Annotated in this window: 15 protein-coding genes; 11 read left to right on the forward strand and 4 right to left on the reverse strand. The window is 59.7% G+C overall.

Annotated features, from left to right (window positions below):
• Positions 1-49 precede the first annotated feature (49 nt).
• The 3 genes from ACM6HV_RS06495 to ACM6HV_RS06505 all read left to right on the forward strand — a co-directional run bounded on the left by ACM6HV_RS06495 (position 50) and on the right by ACM6HV_RS06505 (position 3,858).
• Positions 50-226 (forward strand): hypothetical protein, encoded by a 177-nt coding sequence (locus ACM6HV_RS06495; RefSeq protein WP_177327380.1) that lies wholly within the window; start codon positions 50-52, stop codon positions 224-226.
• A 77-nt stretch (positions 227-303) separates the two neighbouring features.
• Entirely contained in the window at positions 304-2,457 is a 2,154-nt protein-coding gene (locus tag ACM6HV_RS06500) for a mechanosensitive ion channel family protein (RefSeq protein WP_414903789.1), read from the forward strand.
• A 66-nt stretch (positions 2,458-2,523) separates the two neighbouring features.
• On the forward strand, positions 2,524-3,858 hold the full coding sequence (locus tag ACM6HV_RS06505) for an amidohydrolase (protein WP_414903790.1): 1,335 nt from the start codon (positions 2,524-2,526) through the stop codon (positions 3,856-3,858).
• Between the two features lie 525 nt (positions 3,859-4,383).
• Here the strand turns inward: ACM6HV_RS06505 and ACM6HV_RS06510 are convergent.
• Positions 4,384-5,097 (reverse strand): UTRA domain-containing protein, encoded by a 714-nt coding sequence (locus ACM6HV_RS06510; protein WP_131670030.1) that lies wholly within the window; start codon positions 5,095-5,097, stop codon positions 4,384-4,386.
• A 352-nt stretch (positions 5,098-5,449) separates the two neighbouring features.
• Here ACM6HV_RS06510 and ACM6HV_RS06515 point away from each other — a divergent pair, with 352 nt between their 5' ends.
• The 6 genes from ACM6HV_RS06515 (at position 5,450) to ACM6HV_RS06540 (ending at position 10,809) form a co-directional block, all read left to right on the forward strand.
• The gene (locus tag ACM6HV_RS06515; protein WP_414903791.1) at positions 5,450-6,517 is read left to right on the forward strand and encodes an ABC transporter substrate-binding protein; all 1,068 of its coding nucleotides are present in this window, start codon (positions 5,450-5,452) and stop codon (positions 6,515-6,517) included.
• 182 nt (positions 6,518-6,699) lie between these two features.
• Complete coding sequence (locus tag ACM6HV_RS06520; RefSeq protein WP_145593404.1) at positions 6,700-7,506, forward strand: alkaline phosphatase family protein; 807 nt, start codon at positions 6,700-6,702, stop codon at positions 7,504-7,506.
• A 5-nt stretch (positions 7,507-7,511) separates the two neighbouring features.
• Positions 7,512-8,348 carry an ABC transporter permease gene (locus tag ACM6HV_RS06525; RefSeq protein ID WP_161794911.1) on the forward strand — a complete coding sequence of 279 codons (837 nt, stop codon included), beginning with the start codon at positions 7,512-7,514 and terminating at the stop codon, positions 8,346-8,348.
• Positions 8,335-9,135, forward strand: coding sequence for an ABC transporter permease (locus tag ACM6HV_RS06530; protein WP_007965346.1), 801 nt, complete (start codon positions 8,335-8,337; stop codon positions 9,133-9,135). Before ACM6HV_RS06525 ends, ACM6HV_RS06530 begins: the two co-directional genes overlap by 14 nt.
• The gene (locus ACM6HV_RS06535; RefSeq protein WP_414903792.1) at positions 9,132-10,121 is read left to right on the forward strand and encodes an ABC transporter ATP-binding protein; all 990 of its coding nucleotides are present in this window, start codon (positions 9,132-9,134) and stop codon (positions 10,119-10,121) included. Before ACM6HV_RS06530 ends, ACM6HV_RS06535 begins: the two co-directional genes overlap by 4 nt.
• Before the next feature lie 34 nt (positions 10,122-10,155).
• Entirely contained in the window at positions 10,156-10,809 is a 654-nt protein-coding gene (locus ACM6HV_RS06540) for an HAD family hydrolase (protein WP_414903793.1), read from the forward strand.
• Positions 10,810-10,979: 170 nt separating this feature from the next.
• Here ACM6HV_RS06540 and ACM6HV_RS06545 read toward each other — a convergent pair whose 3' ends face one another.
• Positions 10,980-11,942: a zinc-binding dehydrogenase gene (locus tag ACM6HV_RS06545; protein ID WP_414903794.1), complete on the reverse strand. Its 963-nt coding sequence runs from the start codon at positions 11,940-11,942 to the stop codon at positions 10,980-10,982.
• A gap of 138 nt (positions 11,943-12,080) precedes the next feature.
• Between ACM6HV_RS06545 and ACM6HV_RS06550 the strand changes: the two genes are divergently transcribed.
• Both ACM6HV_RS06550 and ACM6HV_RS06555 read left to right on the forward strand, forming a co-directional pair.
• Complete coding sequence (locus ACM6HV_RS06550; RefSeq protein WP_161794910.1) at positions 12,081-14,165, forward strand: carboxy terminal-processing peptidase; 2,085 nt, start codon at positions 12,081-12,083, stop codon at positions 14,163-14,165.
• A 133-nt stretch (positions 14,166-14,298) separates the two neighbouring features.
• The gene (locus ACM6HV_RS06555; protein WP_414903795.1) at positions 14,299-16,089 is read left to right on the forward strand and encodes a bifunctional diguanylate cyclase/phosphodiesterase; all 1,791 of its coding nucleotides are present in this window, start codon (positions 14,299-14,301) and stop codon (positions 16,087-16,089) included.
• A 72-nt stretch (positions 16,090-16,161) separates the two neighbouring features.
• Here ACM6HV_RS06555 and ACM6HV_RS06560 read toward each other — a convergent pair whose 3' ends face one another.
• Both ACM6HV_RS06560 and ACM6HV_RS06565 read right to left on the reverse strand, forming a co-directional pair.
• Positions 16,162-16,527, reverse strand: coding sequence for a hypothetical protein (locus tag ACM6HV_RS06560; RefSeq protein WP_414903796.1), 366 nt, complete (start codon positions 16,525-16,527; stop codon positions 16,162-16,164).
• Positions 16,524-17,523: RHS repeat domain-containing protein (locus tag ACM6HV_RS06565; protein WP_414903797.1), on the reverse strand; the 1,000-nt coding region annotated here is incomplete at its 5' end. The genes ACM6HV_RS06565 and ACM6HV_RS06560, both read right to left, overlap by 4 nt.

A 17,523-nucleotide genomic window follows, 5' to 3' on the forward strand; every position in this document is an offset into this window, starting at 1 on the left:
AAAGAAACCGACCTAGACTTACATCATCCCCTTCGACAAGGCAGTCTCCATGATCTCGATGTCTTCGTTCCACGCCATGCTCGTCCCGATCCTGAGCGGGATGATCCTGCTGGCCATCGGCTTCAACTTCCGCGACAAGAACGCCGGCGTCTTCGCCATGTGGATCGGCATGCTGATGATCCTGGCGACCGTGGTCTACAAGATCCTCGCCAAACTCAACGAATAAATCCGCGCCCGGCTCGCATTGATTCTGACTGCCTCGTACACTCGCTCAATTCGCCCCTTTGCGAGGTTGACCGCCTAGTGTTCGCTCGTCTGTTTGCTCTGCCCTGCCTGTTCCTTGTCTGCCTGATGACGCTGCTGCCGCTGGCCCCTGCCCACGCGGTCGGCTTGCCGGGGCTGCTCAACTCCACCAAGGCGCAGCCCGAGGCGCAGGAACCGTTGGGTCAGTCGCTGGATGAAGTCATCAAGTCGCTGGAAAACGACAAGCAACGCGCACAGTTGCTGAGCGACCTGAAAAAGCTGCGCGACGCCACAAAGAAAGCCCAGGTTTCACCGGAAGAAGGCGTGTTGGGCCTGATTGGCGGCACGCTGGCCAGTTTCGAGAAGCAGTTCTCCGGTGAAGACAGCCCGCTGACCCGCTGGTCCGACGAGTTCGATCTGGCCAGGGACGAACTCGACAACCTGATGTTGCCCGCCAGCGAATGGCTGCCGATCATCTTCGGCTTCGCCGTGATCCTGATGGTCTGGAGCCTGCTCGCCGCCGCGCTGATCTGGCTCGGTCACCGGGTGCGCATGCGCTTCGGCCTGACCGAAGAACTGCCGCAGCACCCCAAGGCCCTCGACATGCTGCGCTTCGCCCTGCGCAAGCTCGGGCCGTGGCTGATTGCATTGGTCATTACCGTCTACATGAGCTACGCGCTGCCCTCGTCATTGGGCAAAAGCCTGGCGATGGTGCTGGCTTATGCGCTGGTGGTCGGCACCTGTTTCTCGGCGATCTGCGTGATCGCCTTCTCGCTGCTCGACGGCCCGCACCGGCACCGGGCGCTGTACATCCTGCGGCATCAGGCCTTCCGTCCGCTGTGGCTGATCGGCAGCTTCGCCGCGTTCGGTGAAGCGCTCAACGATCCGCGCCTGGTGGAAAGCCTCGGCGTACATTTGGCGCACACCACCGCGACCGTCACCAATGTCCTGGCGGCGCTGTTCACCGGGCTGTTCATCCTGCGCTTCCGCCGGCCAATCGCCCATCTGATCCGCAACCAGCCATTGTCCCGTCGCCTGACCCGCCGCGCCCTCAGCGACACCATCGATATCCTCGGCACCTTCTGGTACGTGCCGGCGCTGGTGCTGGTCGGGATTTCGCTGTTCGCCACCTTCGTCTCCGCCGGCGACACCAGCACCGCCCTGCGCCAGTCACTGATCTGCACGGTGCTGCTGGTGATGTGCATGGTGATCAACGGTCTCGTGCGCCGGCACTCACTCAAACCGCAACGCGGGCCGAAGCGCCATGCCTTGTACTCGGAACGCCTGAAAAGCTTCTTCTACACCCTCGCCCACCTGCTGGTGTGGCTGATCTTCATCGAACTCGGCCTGCGCGTATGGGGCAAGTCGCTGATCGGCTTTGCCGAGGGCGAAGGCCACGACGTCAGCGTCAAACTGTTCAGCCTGATCGGCACGCTGATTTTCTCCTGGCTGATCTGGATCCTCGCCGACACGGCCGTGCATCACGCCCTCACCCGCTCGCGCAAAGGCCTGGCGAATGCCCGCGCACAGACGATGATGCCGCTGATCCGCAACGTGCTGTTCGTGGCGATTTTCATCATTGCGCTGATCGTCGCCCTGGCGAACATGGGCATGAACGTCACGCCACTGCTGGCCGGTGCCGGTGTGATCGGTCTGGCCATCGGTTTCGGTGCGCAGTCGCTGGTGGCGGATTTGATCACCGGCCTGTTCATCATCATCGAAGACTCGCTGGCCATTGATGACTACGTCGATGTCGGCGGGCATCTCGGCACCGTCGAAGGCCTGACCATCCGCACCGTGCGCCTGCGCGACATCGACGGCATCGTCCACACCATCCCGTTCAGCGAAATCAAAAGCATCAAGAACTACTCCCGGGAATTCGGCTACGCGATCTTCCGAGTGGCGGTGCCGTACAACATGGAAATCGACGACGCGATCAAACTGATGCGCGAAGTCGGCCAGAAAATGCGCACCGACCCGCTGCAACGGCGCAATATCTGGTCGCCACTGGAGATTCAGGGCGTGGAAAGTTTCGAGTCCGGCAGCGCAATTTTGCGTGCGCGCTTCAAGACTGCGCCAATCAAGCAGTGGGAAGTTTCCCGAGCCTTCAACCTGTCGCTCAAGCGCCATCTGGATGAGGCCGGGCTCGATCTGGCGACTCCACGCATGAGCGTGCAGGTCATCACTGCCGGTGGTGGCCAGCCGAAGGAATAGCACTTCGCGCAGACAGTCGGGTCACAGGCAGGGAAGCCAGAAAAACAATAACCATGGAGAAACCCGATGCAGCTGACACGTATCGCCCAGACCGCTCTGCTCACCCTGCTGGCCGGCACCGCCAACGCCGCCACCCTGGACAGCACCCGCGAACAGATCGCCACGCAAGCCAAGGCACTTGAGCCGCAACTGCTGGAGACCCGCCGCGACATCCACGCCCACCCGGAACTGGGCAACACCGAAACACGCACCTCTGAACTGGTCGCCAAACAGCTCAAGGCCATGGGCCTGGAGGTCAAAACCAACGTCGCCCGCACCGGCGTGGTCGCCATCCTCAAAGGCGCCCTGCCCGGCCCGACCGTGGCCCTGCGCGCCGACATGGACGCGCTGCCGGTCAAGGAAGTCGCCGACCTGCCCTTCGCCTCGAAAGCCAAAGGCACTTATCTGGACAAAGAAGTCGACGTGATGCACGCCTGCGGCCACGACGCCCACACCGCGATCCTGCTGAGTACGGCGAAAATTCTCACCGGTCTGCGTGACACCCTGCCCGGCACCGTGGTGTTCTACTTCCAGCCCGCCGAAGAAGGCCCGAGCGACTTCATCCCCGACGGCAAAAATACCTGGGGCGCGAAAATGATGGTGCAGGAAGGCGTGATGAAATCACCCAAACCCGACGCCGTATTCGGTCTGCACGTCTGGGCCGGCGTTCCCGCCGGACAGATCGCCTACCGCCCCGGCGCCACCCTGGCCAGCTCTGACGACCTGCGCATCAAAATCCTCGGCAAACAAACCCACGCCGGCCGCCCGTGGGACGGCATCGACCCGATCACCGTCGGCGCGCAAACCATCGTCGGCTTGCAAACCGTGGTCAGCCGCCGCACCGACATTTCGTCTTACCCGTCGGTGGTCAGCATCGGCACCATCAATGGTGGCACCCGCTACAACATCATTCCCGAGTCCGTGGACATGAGCGGCACCATCCGCTCCTACGACTACGGCATCCGCCAGAAACTCCACGCCGACGTACGCCAGACCATCGAAAACATCGCCGAAAGCGGCGGCGCGAAAGCCGACGTGACCATCATCGAAAAATACGACCCCACGATCAACAACCCGGCACTGACGGAAAAAATGCTGCCGACGCTGAAGTGGGCAGCCAAGGATGACGTGGTCAATGCACCGTTGGTGGGCGGCGCGGAAGACTTCTCGTTCTTCGCCAAGGAAGTACCGGGGCTGTTTGTGTTTCTCGGCGTGACACCACGGGACCAGGACATGAGCAAGGCCGCGCCGAATCACAATCCGGGATTCTTTGTGGATGAGTCGGCGCTGGTGGTTGGGGTGAGGACGATGGCGTCGCTGGCGACGGATTATTTGTACGGGAATGCTGAGGTGGCCAGATAGAGATGAAGTGATTGTGAGGGCGACTTCGCGAGCAGGCTCGCTCCCACAGTTGATTGGATGTATTCGGTTGGAGATTGGTCGGCTGTCAGGCCGCCTTCGCTGGCAGGCTCGCTTCCACAGAAAAGCAAAGCAGTCCAAGCAGACCGCATGCTTTTCACCACTCAACAGGATGAGCGTTAGCTCGGCTGCAGCTCTTGATCTTGCCGTGCCGGCCCCTTCGGCAGGCTGAGTGGAGGGGGTTATCCGGGGGTGGGAGCGCAGCGACCGTTTGGCGTAGCCAAACACATCGAGAGGAGGTGCAGCGAAGCAAACCGGAGGCGATGCCCCCCGGATGAGCCCCGCAACGAAGGAACCCGAGCCTAAGCGAGGGCCGTACGCCGGGGCCAAGACCTTTGCTTCCTTTGGGGCGTTTGCCAAAGGGAGTCGCTGTAAGAGCGAAACCGCCAGCCGCAACACCCGAAGCAACGGATAAACACCCAAAACCCCAAGAACCTGGTCGGCCCAGAGGCCGCCAAGGCCAAACGCTCAAACAACATCGACACCGACGTGAATCGCATCATGCCGCCAAAACTCCAGATCACAATCAATCAACCGCTCATGCTGATCATAATTGACCCGAGCAATCCGTAACCCCGGACTCCCGACAGAAACCCGCAAAGCCGCCGCCGCATCCACCGCCAACGACGTCGGCACAATCTCGAACCGCACCCGCCCATAGTGCAAATCGTAATGCCGCGCATACAACTCGGTCATCGACTGATTCAAATCAAACCCCAGAATCCCCGGAAAATACTGCGGATTCAGATAGTGCTCCACATACAGCACCAGCCGCCCGTCAATCCGCCGCGACCGGCAAATCTGGATCACGCTGGACAACGCCGGCAACTGCAACCACGCACACACTGCCGCCGAAGCTGGCTGCAGGCGCGCGGAAATCACCTCGGTCGACGGCTCCCGCCCCTGCGCACTGACCATCGCGTGAAAGTGACTGCGCTGCATCAGGTTGTACGCCAGACGCGGCGGCGAAACGAACCAGCCACGCCGCTCCTCGCGATAAATCTGCCCTTGCGCCTCCAGTTGCAACAAGGCCTCGCGCACAGTAATGCGCGTGGTGCCGAACAACTCACTGAGCTTGCGCTCGGCCGGCAGCTTGCTGCCCGGCGCCAAAAGGCCGTGATCGAGCTGCTCCTGCAGCACCTGGCCGATGGCTGTCACCGCTTTTGTCGCCTCATCGCGCATCAACGTTACCTATCTGGACTAGACCAGCACTGTTTCGGGGCAAAAACCGTACGGCCTGCAAGCCGTTTCCATGTCTTGCAAGCCTAGGCAGTGCAGATGACCGTGAGATGACAAACCCGCCCGACGGTCGCCTTCATGACTTGCAATACCTCGGCCAAGTGCCTTGTCTGCCGGGGCTTTGACCTTGGTCTACGCTTAGCGGGCAAGCGCCGAAACCGGGCAAATAAAAGGCCTGCCGGGCGACCGCCGACATCAAAGTGTCATCCAGCCCCCTTAAATTGGCTCAGGTATTGCTGACCTAGACCAACACAAACCGCAATCGCAGCGTTGAACACGACCAAGGAGCTTCGGAATGAAACAGCTTTTCCTGGCAACACTGTTAGGCTCGACCATTGCAATGTGCACCGCCGCCATGGCGGCCGACACCGATCTGAAAACCCTCGAAGCCGCTGCGAAAGCGGAAGGCGTTGTCAACAGCGTCGGCATGCCCGATGACTGGGCCAACTGGAAAGGCACCTGGGAAGACCTGGCCAAGACCTACGGCCTGAAACACATTGACACCGACATGAGCTCGGCCCAGGAAATCGCCAAGTTCGCCGCTGAAAAAGACAACGCCACCGCCGACATCGGCGACGTCGGCGCCGCCTTCGGCCCGATCGCGGTCAAGCAGGGCGTGGTGCAACCCTACAAACCGAGCACTTGGGATCAGGTGCCGGCCTGGGCCAAGGACAAGGACGGCAACTGGGCATTGGCCTACACCGGCACCATCGCCTTCATCGTCAACAAGAAACTGCTGCACGGTTCCGAAGTACCGACCAAATGGGCTGACCTCAAGGGCGGCAAATACAAGGTTTCCATCGGTGACGTGAGCACCGCCGCGCAAGCCGCCAACGGCGTACTCGCCGCTGCCCTGGCCAACGGTGGCGACGAGAAGAATCTCCAGCCGGCCCTGCTGCTGTTTGCAGACATCGCCAAGCAAGGTCGTCTGTCGATGGCCAACCCGACCATCGCCACCATGGAAAAAGGCGAAATCGAAGTCGGCGTGGTCTGGGACTTCAATGGTCTGAGCTACAAGGCCAAGATGGCCAACCCGGATGACTACGTGGTGCTGATCCCGTCCGACGGCTCGGTGATTTCCGGCTACACCACCATCATCAACAAGTACGCAAAAAACCCGAACGCCGCCAAGCTGACCCGCGAATACATCTTCAGCGACGCCGGCCAGACCAACCTGGCGCGCGGCAACGCCCGTCCGATCCGTGCCGAACATCTGCAACTGCCAGAAGACGTGAAGGCCAAGCTGCTGCCAAACGAGCAGTACAAGAAGGTCACGCCAATCAAGGACGCCGACGCGTGGGAAAAAACCTCCAAGGCCCTGCCGCAGAAGTGGAACGAAGAAGTCATCGTCGAGATGAAGTAAGGCGACGAATCACCATCGTGTGATTGGACGAAGATCCAAGTGTGGGAGCGAGCCTGCTCGCGAAGTCGGTATCTCGGTCAACACCATTGTTGAATGAACCACCGCTTTCGCGAGCAGGCTCGCTCCCACATGGGATCCAGGTTGAATCTGATACTTCCTGTTTTCGCGGAGTTTTTGCCCCTATGAAGCACAACGTCATCCTTGTCGTGCTCGACGGTCTCAACTACGAGGTCGCGCGTCACGCCATGGGGCATCTGCAGGCTTACGTTGGCGCAGGACGCGCCGCGCTCTATCAGTTGGAGTGCGAGTTGCCGGCCCTGTCCCGACCGCTTTACGAATGCATCCTAACCGGCGTGCCGCCGATCGACAGTGGCATCGTCCACAACAACGTCGCGCGTCTGTCCAGCCAGCGCAGCATCTATCACTACGCCCGCGACGCCGGCCTGAAAACCGCCGCAGCGGCCTATCACTGGGTCAGCGAGCTGTATAACCGCTCGCCGTTCGTCGTGGCCCGCGACCGGCACACCGAAAACCTGTCATTGCCGATCCAGCACGGCCACTTCTACTGGAGCGATCACTACCCGGATTCGCACCTGTTTGCCGACGCGGAAAACCTGCGCCTGCGCCATGCGCCGAACTTTCTGCTGATTCATCCGATGAACATCGACGACGCCGGCCACAAGCACGGCCTCGACTCCACGCAATACCGCAACAGCGCACGCTCGGCGGACATCATCCTCGCCGACTACCTGCAAGGCTGGCTCGATGCGGGCTATCAGGTACTGGTCACCGCCGACCACGGCATGAACAACGACCGCTCGCACAACGGCCTGTTACCGGAAGAGCGGCAGGTGCCGCTGTTCGTTCTCGGTGACGCCTTCAGCTTCAAAATTGATGCCGCGCCGAAACAAACCGAGATCTGCGGCACCGTCTGCGAACTGCTCGGCGCCCCCCACGACAAACCTGTATGCCGGGAGCTGCTCAAGTGAATGCCATGACTCGCGGCAAATGGCTGGCAGCCCTGTGCCTGGTGCCGTTCGCCCTGTTCTTTATCGTGTTCGAAATCGCCCCGCTGGTCTGGGTGATGATCAATAGCCTGCAATCGGAAGAATTCGGCTGGGGCTTCGCCAACTTCAGCAAGATCTTCAGTTCCAAGTTCTATCTGCAGGCGATCCAGTACAGCCTGGAGATCAGTTTCTGGTCGAGTGTGTTCGGCATCATCATCGCCGTGCTCGGTGCGTACTCATTGCGCCGGGTCGACTCGAAACTGCGCAACTTCGTGAATGCTTTCGCCAACATGACCAGCAACTTCGCCGGCGTGCCCCTGGCCTTCGCGTTCATCATCCTGCTCGGCTTCAACGGCAGTATCACGATCATGCTCAAGCAGGCCGGGATCATTCAGGACTTCAACCTGTACTCGAAAACCGGCCTGATCATCCTTTACACCTACTTCCAGATTCCCCTCGGCGTGCTGCTGCTCTACCCGGCCTTCGACGCCTTGCGTGAAGACTGGCGCGAATCCGCTGCGCTGCTCGGCGCCAACGGCTGGCAGTTCTGGCGGCATATTGGTCTGCCGGTGCTGACCCCGGCACTGCTCGGTACGTTTGTGATCCTGCTGGCCAACGCTCTCGGCGCCTACGCCACGGTGTACGCCTTGACCACCGGCAACTTCAACGTGCTGCCGATCCGCATCGCGGCAATGGTTTCCGGGGATATTTCCCTCGATCCGAATCTGGCCAGCGCCCTGGCCGTGGTGCTGGTGGCGTTGATGACCCTCGTCACCGTCGTGCATCAATTGCTGCTGAAGAGGAGCTACCATGTCTCGCGCTGAATCCGGCCCGGCCGGCGTCTACCACCGCGTCGTGGTTTATTTGCTGTTCGCGATCCTGCTGCTGCCGCTGGTGGGTACGCTGATCTATTCGATCGCCAGCAGCTGGTCGGCGACCATCCTACCCAGCGGCTTCACCTTCAAGTGGTACCTCCAGCTGTGGAGCGATCCACGCTTTCTGCATGCTTTCGGCCAGTCGCTGCTGGTGTGCGTCGGCGCGCTGGTGCTGTCGGTGGTGCTGATCCTGCCGTTGCTGTTCGTGGTGCATTACCACTTCCCGAAACTCGATGCGCTGATGAACATCCTGATCCTGCTGCCCTTCGCGGTGCCGCCAGTGGTGTCGTCGGTAGGCCTGTTGCAACTGTACGGTTCCGGGCCGTTGGCGATGGTCGGTACGCCGTGGATCCTGATCGGTTGCTACTTCACCGTGGCGCTGCCGTTCATGTACCGGGCGATCACCAACAATCTGCAGGCGATCAACCTGCGCGACCTGATGGACGCCGCGCAACTGCTCGGCGCCAGCACCTTTCAGGCGGCGTTTCTGGTGGTGCTGCCGAACCTGCGCAAAGGCCTGATGGTCGCGCTGCTGCTGTCGTTCTCGTTCCTGTTCGGGGAATTCGTGTTCGCCAACATCCTCGTCGGCACGCGCTACGAAACCCTGCAGGTGTATCTGAACAACATGCGCAACAGCAGCGGCCACTTCACCAGTGCGCTGGTGATCTCGTACTTCTTTTTCGTGCTGGTCCTGACCTGGATCGCCAACATCTTGAACAAGGACAAAAGCGAATGAGCTACGTCAGCGTCCAACACCTGCAGAAAAACTACGCGGGCACCACGGTGTTCAGCGACATCAACTGCGAAATCAACAAAGGCGAGTTCGTCACCCTGCTCGGCCCGTCCGGTTGCGGCAAGTCCACCCTGCTGCGTTGTATCGCCGGGCTGACGCCGGTGGATGGCGGCAAGATCCTGCTTGATGGCGTCGACATCGTGCCGCTGAGCCCGCAGAAACGCGGGATCGGCATGGTGTTCCAGAGCTACGCGCTGTTCCCCAACATGACCGTCGAGCAGAACGTCGCCTTCGGCCTGCGCATGCAGAAGGTCAATTCCGACGACAGCCACAAGCGCGTCAGCGAAGTGTTGAAACTGGTTGAACTGCACGACTTCGCCAGCCGCTATCCGCATCAGTTGTCCGGTGGCCAATGCCAGCGAGTCGCCCTCGCCCGCTCCTTGGTCACCCGCCCACGCCTGTTGTTGCTGGATGAACCGCTGTCGGCGCTGGATGCGCGAATCCGTAAACACCTGCGCGAACAGATCCGCCAGATCCAGCGCGAACTCGGCCTGACCACCATCTTCGTCACCCACGACCAGGAAGAAGCGCTGACCATGTCCGACCGGATTTTCCTGATGAACCAGGGAAAGATCGTGCAAAGCGGAGACGCCGAAACCCTCTACACCGCACCGGTCGATGTGTTCGCCGCCGGCTTCATCGGCAACTACAACCTGCTCGACGCCGACAGTGCCTCAAAGTTGTTGCAACGGCCGATCAACCACCGCATCGCCATACGCCCGGAAGCCATCGAACTGAGCCTCAATGGTGAACTCGATGCGCAGATCCGCAGCCACAGCCTGCTCGGCAACGTGATCCGCTATCGGGTCGAAGCGCGCGGTGTGGAACTGGTGGTGGACGTGCTCAACCGCTCGGCGGCGGATCTGCATCCCGACGGTCAGCGTCTGGCGCTTTCCATCGATCCGACGGCCCTGTGTGAGGTAGCCTGATGACTTTGCTGACGTTGAAGAGAGAACTGCACTGATGGCCCTGGCAATTTTTGATCTGGACGAAACCCTGATCCACGGCGACTGCGCCACCCTCTGGAGCGAGCAGATGGGGCGCCTGGGCTGGGTCGATCCCGAGTCGTTCATGCGCAAGAACAACGAGCTGATGGATGCCTACAGCCATGGCAAATTGCGCATGGAAGAATTCATGGCGTTCAGCCTCGAGCCGATGATCGGGCGTACCCCGGAAGAGCTCGAGCACCTGGTCGGCCCATGGGTCGAAGACTTCATCGAACCGATCATCTTCAGCGACGCCACCCAAACCATCGCCGCTCATCGCAAGGCCGGCGACCGGATTCTGGTGATCTCGGCTTCGGGCACGCACCTGGTCAAACCGATCGCCGAACGCCTGGGCATCGATGAAATTCTCGGCATCGAACTGGACGTCGCGCACGGCGTTTACACTGGCCAGACCGTCGGCACGCTGACCTACCGCGAAGGCAAGATCACCCGCCTGCTGGAATGGCTGGACGCTGAGGAGGAGAACCTTGAGGGCGCGAGTTTCTATTCAGATTCACGCAATGATCTGCCGTTGTTGCTGAAGGTGGATTTCCCGCATGTGGTGAATCCGGATACGGTATTGCTGGAGCACGCCGAAAAAGCCGGCTGGCCGATCCATCTCTGGAAATAACCAAAGATCCAATTTGGACGCATAAATGTGGCGAGGGAGCTTGCTCCCGCTCGGCTGCAAAGCAGTCGCAGAACCAGTCAACCGGTTTGATCTGACTCACCGCGTTGAATGATTTGGGGCCGCTTCGCGCCCCAGCGGGAGCAAGCTCCCTCGCCACAAGTTTTGGGGTGTCAGGTGAGGCTGTCGTCAATCACCAGCACCACTTTCCCCGAAACCGTATTACTCGCCAGCTCGGCAAACGCCGCCTCGGCGTCTTTCACCGGAAAGGTTTTCGCCAGTTGCGGACTCAACCGTCCTTCGGCAAACAGCGGCCATACATGCTGGCTCAAGTCGCTGAGCAGATCGGCCTTGAACTGATCATTGCGACTGCGCAACGTCGAACCAAGCAACTGCACGCGCTTGGCCAGTACCTGTGCCAGGTCCAGTGTCGCCTCACGCCCGCCCATCAGGCCGATCAGTACCCAACGACCGTCCAGCGCCGTCAGCTTGAGGTTGAGCGCGGCGTAATTGCCGCCGACCGGATCGAGGATCACGTCAAACGGACCGAAGTCGCGCAGACTCTCCAGATCATCGCTGCGCACCACTCCGCCCTGGGCGCCCAGCGCTTCACAGTAGGCCAGACGCTCGGCCGAGCCAACGCTGACCCAACAGGGATTGCCGAACGCCTTGCACAGCTGAATGGCGGCTGAACCAATTCCACTGGCGCCGGCATGCAGCAGAACCTTCTCGCCCGGTTTCAACGCCGCCAGTTGAAACACGTTGAGCCAGACCGTTGCATAAACCTCGGGTAATGCCGCGGCCTCGATCAACGAAACACCTTCGGGCACCGGCAGCACGTGCCGTCCGTCGACGACCACCTCTTCGGCCATTGCGCCCCCGGCCAGCAACGCGCAGACCCGGTCGCCGACCTGCCACGACGAGCCGGCGCCGACTTCGCTGATCACCCCGGAGCACTCAAGACCGAGCACCTGACTGGCACCGGGCGGCGGTGGATAAAGCCCGGCTTTCTGTAATAAATCGGCGCGATTGAGGCCGGCTGCCGCCACACGAATGCGCACTTGTCCTACATCACATGCCGGACTCGACTCTTCAACCCATGCCACTTGACCTTCAACGCCTTGCAATGCCTTCACAGTGCCTCCATAGTGAGTCTGGACTGAGCCCGAAGCTGTAGCGCCGGGCTTTTTGCATTATGCGACCGGCTCTCGTAGAACCGGCGACTTCAAAGACGGCCTAATATGCGTTATCAATTGTCCCCGCGTCGAATCAGCATGAAGCATTTGCTCCCCAGCACCGCCCTCGCTCTTTTCATCGGTATCGGCTTGTTGCCGATGTCGGGCAAAACCTTCGCAGCCAACAGCTGGGACAACTTGCAGCCTGATCGCGACGAAGTGATCGCCAGTCTCAACGTCGTCGAGTTGCTCAAGCGTCACCACTACAGCAAGCCGCCGCTCGACGATGCGCGCTCGGTGATCATCTACGACAGCTACATCAAGCTGCTGGACCCGTCGCGCAGCTATTTCATGGCCAGCGACATCGCCGAATTCGACAAGTGGAAGACCCAGTTCGACGACTTCCTCAAGAGCGGCGACCTCAACGCCGGGTTCACCATCTACAAGCGCTATCTGGACCGCGTCAAGGCGCGTCTGGACTTCGCCATTGCGGAGCTGAACAAGGGCGTCGACAAGATGGACTTCACCACCAAGGAGACCTTGCTGATTGATCGCAAGGACGCCCCTTGGCTCAAATCCACCGCTGAACTCGACGACCTGTGGCGCAAACGCGTCAAGGACGAAGTGCTGCGGCAGAAGATTGCCGGAAAGGATTCCAAGCAGATCCAGGAAACCCTGACCAAGCGCTACAAGAATCAGTTGGCGCGCCTCGATCAGACCCGCGCGGAAGACATCTTCCAGGCGTACATCAATACCTTCGCCATGTCCTACGACCCGCACACCAATTATCTGTCGCCGGATAACGCGGAGAACTTCGACATCAACATGAGCCTGTCCCTGGAGGGCATCGGCGCCGTGTTGCAGAGCGACAACGATCAAGTGAAAGTCGTGCGTCTGGTGCCGGCAGGCCCGGCCGACAAGACCAAGCAGGTCGCACCGGCCGACAAGATCATCGGCGTTGCCCAAGGCAACAAAGAGATGGTCGACGTGGTGGGCTGGCGTCTGGACGAAGTGGTCAAGCTGATCCGCGGCCCGAAAGGCACCGTGGTGCGCCTGGAAGTGATTCCGGCGAGCAATGCGCCGAACGACCAGACCAGCAAGATCGTGCCGATCACTCGCGAAGCGGTGAAGCTTGAAGACCAGGCGGTGAAAAAGTCCGTGCTGAATCTGAAACAGGACGGCAAGGACTACAAGCTCGGCGTCATTGAGATCCCGGCTTTCTACCTCGACTTCAAGGCGTTCCGTGCCGGTGATCCGGATTACAAGAGCACCACCCGTGACGTCAAGAAACTGCTGACCGAACTGCAGAAAGAGAAAGTCGACGGCGTGGTCATCGACCTGCGCAACAACGGCGGCGGCTCCCTGCAGGAAGCCACCGAACTGACCAGCCTGTTCATCGACAAGGGCCCGACCGTCCTCGTGCGTAACGCCGATGGCCGCGTCGATGTCCTCGAAGATGAAAACCCGGGCGCGTTCTACAAAGGCCCGATGGCACTGCTGGTCAACCGCCTGTCCGCGTCGGCTTCGGAGATCTTCGCCGGCGCCATGCAGGACTACCATCGCGCATTGATCATCGGTGGCCAGACCTTCGGCAAAGGCACCGTACAGACCATTCAGCCGCTGAACCATGGCGAACTGAAACTGACCCTGGCCAAGTTCTACCGGGTTTCCGGGCAGAGCACCCAGCATCAGGGCGTGCTGCCGGACATCGACTACCCGTCGATCATCGACACCAAGGAAATCGGCGAAAGTGCCCTGCCGGAAGCCATGCCGTGGGACACCATCAAGGCAGCGATCAAGCCGGCCTCCGATCCGTTCAAACCGTTCCTCGCGCAGCTCAAGTCCGAGCACGACGCACGCAGCGCCAAAGACGCCGAGTTCGTGTTCATCCGCGACAAGCTGGCCCTGGCGCAGAAGTTGATGGAAGAAAAAACCGTCAGCCTCAACGAAGCCGATCGTCGTGCCCAGCACGCGGACATCGATGCCAAGCAACTGGCGATGGAAAACATCCGTCGCAAAGCCAAAGGCGAAGAGCCGCTCAAAGAGCTGAAGAAAGAAGATGAGGACGCGCTGGCTGCGGCCGAGCCGGACAAGGTCAAACCGGAAGACGACGCCTACCTGAGCGAAACCGGGCGCGTCCTGCTGGATTACCTGAAGCTGAGCAATCAGGTGGCCAAGAAGTAAGATGATGGCAATTTAATGGTGACGCTCCCCGGAGCGTCATCAAACAGTCATCATTCTGTCGTGAAATAAAGGACTGGGAGCGCCTCTTCAAACAAGAGCGCTCCCAGTCCTTTTTTTATCGCCAGAGATTGCCATGACCACGACCGAACAGCTGAGTGCCTTGAGCTCGATCCTGACTCAAAGCGGTTTGCACAGCCTGTTCCAGCCGATCATTTGTCTCTCCGAGCGTCGCATTCTCGGCTACGAAGCCCTTACCCGAGGCCCGTCCAACAGCCCGCTACACTCGCCAATCGCGCTGTTCGCCGTGGCGCGTCAGGCTGGCCGCTTGAGCGAACTGGAGATCGCCTGCCGCCAGTCTGCCTGCCGTCGTTTCAACGAGCAGCAACTGCCGGGCAAGCTGTTCCTCAACGTTTCACCGGAATCCCTGCTTGAAGCCGCACACCAACCGGGGCGGACCCTGCAACTGCTGCAGGACTTCGGCATTCCGCCGAGCCAAGTGGTCATCGAACTCACCGAACAGACGCCGATCGACGATTTCCAGTTGCTGCAAACCGCGCTGCATCACTATCGGGCGATGGGCTTTTCGATTGCACTGGATGACTTGGGCGCCGGCTATTCGAGCCTGCGTCTGTGGTCAGAACTGCGCCCGGACTACGTGAAGATCGACCGGCACTTTATCGACGGCATTCATCAGGACGCGTTGAAACGAGAGTTCGTCGGCTCGATCCTGCAAATCGCCAAGGCCTCAAGGGCGCAGGTGATTGCCGAGGGGATCGAGTTGCCGGAAGAATTGGCGGTGCTGACCGAAATGGGCGTCGATCTGGTACAGGGCTACCTGCTCGGTCGCCCACAGGAACATCCATCTCGCGATGCCCGGGCCTTGATGCCGAAACACGACAGCAGCGCCGTGGCGTTGAATGACGAAGGCAGCGACCTCAGCGCCCTGCTCAACGACCAACCGGCGGTGCATCGCGACACGCCGACTGCCACGGTGCTGGAGGCCTTCCGCCGCCAGGCCAATCTGAATTCACTGGCAGTGCTCGACGAACAGGGCCAGCCATGCGGCATCGTCCATCGCCATTCGCTGTCCGACGCACTGCTGAAACCGTTCGCCACCGACCTGTTCGCGCGCAAACCGATCAGCCGCCTGATGAACGACGACTTCCTCGCCGTGGAAATGAGCCAGTCGCTGCAACAGGTCAGCCGCCTGATCACCAGCCGCGCCCGGCAGCGCATCGAAGAAGATTTCATCATCACCCTCAACGGTGGTTATCTCGGCCTCGGTCGGGTGATCGACGTGCTCAAACTGATCACCGAATTGAAAATCCAGCAGGCGCGCTACGCCAACCCGTTGACCCTGCTACCCGGCAACGTGCCGATCCAGCAATGCCTGACCCGCCTGCTGCAACAAGGCCGCGAATCGATCATCTGCTACGTCGACATCGACAGCTTCAAACCCTTCAACGACATCTACGGCTACGGCCGTGGCGACGAAGTCTTGCTGTGTCTGGCGCAATGCCTGAACGAACGCGTCGACCCGTCCCGCGACTTCGTCGGCCACATCGGCGGCGACGACTTCCTGCTGGTGCTCGGCCCGGAAGACTGGCGCAAACGCCTCAACCAACTGCTCGACGACTTCCAGAGCCAATGTAGGCGTTTCTATCGCCCGGAGCATCTTGAGGCTGGCTGCTTCATTGCGCCGAATCGCCAGGGTGTGCGGCAGGAGTTTCCACTTCTATCGTTATCGATAGGCGTAGTCCACCTGCAACCCGAGGCCTGCGCAGAACTGGATGCCAGCCAACTCGCGGAAATGGCTTCGCAAGCGAAACATCATGCGAAGAATGTTCCGGGGTATAGCGTGCATGTGATTGATAGTCTCACCGCGCCCGATCTACATCTTCCACAGCTAATAGGCCAACGCTGATTTCCCAGGCGCCATAACCTCCTGTGGGAGCGAGCTTGCTCGCGAAGCGTCAGTTGAATTAGCCCAGCTGTTTCATCCTTGCCGCATATCTGAATCATCGACGTGATACTTCAATAAACAACTTAACAAAACCTGCATGAACTGACGCTGGTCCTCTACGTCGTCATCAAAATAAGTAGTTATTCTTGTAAACACCTCATCAAAGCTATCACCGACTTCCAAATAGTACTTCAGCGTATCAATACACCACTCTCGTTCCTCAAGACTATAAGAAAGAAACTCAGGCCTCATAAGAATATCAAACAGATCAGTAAGCTCTTGCTTGTCATTGACGTTCTTCGAGACGATGATTTTTTCTCGAGCATCATCATGAGTATTTTCTATATCGAATAGGAAAAGCAGACCACGCAAAACAAAATATTCAGGCTTACGTTTCAATTCAAAAACTCCGTGTAAGAGGTTATCGGCTTAGCTGCTCTATTGAGAATTACTACCGCATGTGTTTGCTGTCCATAAATGACCCCTCCCCTTTTGTACCCCTCGCCAACCACCTTACCCATATGCATAGGTTCTTTGGACGCGATTTGGCCATTCCGTCTAAAAATAAGCTGAGCACGATGTATTGCGTTAAGTTGATCTCGATAACTAAAAAAGTGAGTAGCCGCACTGGGTATTTTTGGCTGGCCTGCTCGTCTCCCATTGGTGTAAACCTCAATAATTCCAGTTGTTGGATTTCTTCCCGTCAATGAGCGTTCCTGCTGAGAAGCTAGTGTGGTCTGTTTGCCATGTTTTTCTAAGAAGTGTGCATCTTGTGTGGCTTTCTCCATTTCATCCAAACGCCTATGAGCATTTTCTTCTGCCACCTCATCAAGCCTCGCCCGCCGCTCCTGCGCTGTCATCTTCGGCAGTGGAGGCGCACCTTCTTCGACAACTGCACGACCCGCCTCGTAGCGCATCGGACGGCGCGGTGTCGGCGGTGGACAATTGGAGCTCAACCCCAACGGATCCACCCACCCCGTCGGATTCGGCACGTACCGGTACTGATTCAACCCACCCGCCAACTTCACCGGATCCGGCGTCAGATACCGTCCCAACCTCGGGTCGTAATACCGATGCCGGTTGTAATGCAGCCCGCTCTCCGCATCGAAATACTGCCCCTGAAAGCGCAGTGGCTGGTCGAGGTAGTCCTCGCCGGCGAGGGTGATGGCTGCGACTTTGCCGTAGGCGTCGTACTGCGCCGACCAGACGATTTCGCCGCTGTAATCGGTGAGTTCCTGCGGGGTGCCGAGGTGGTCGAGTTGGTAGTAGAACGGGCAGGCCTTTTTCGGGCCTTTGCCGTCGAGCAGCGCCAGCGGGCGGAAGGTGCCGGGTTCGTAGACGTAGCTGCGGTGGTGGGTTTTGCTGGTTTCGGCGACGAGGTGGTCGCCTTGCCAA

This window comes from Pseudomonas sp. IT-P260 (assembly GCF_949768395.1).
In the GTDB taxonomy this organism is placed as follows: domain Bacteria; phylum Pseudomonadota; class Gammaproteobacteria; order Pseudomonadales; family Pseudomonadaceae; genus Aquipseudomonas; species Aquipseudomonas parakoreensis.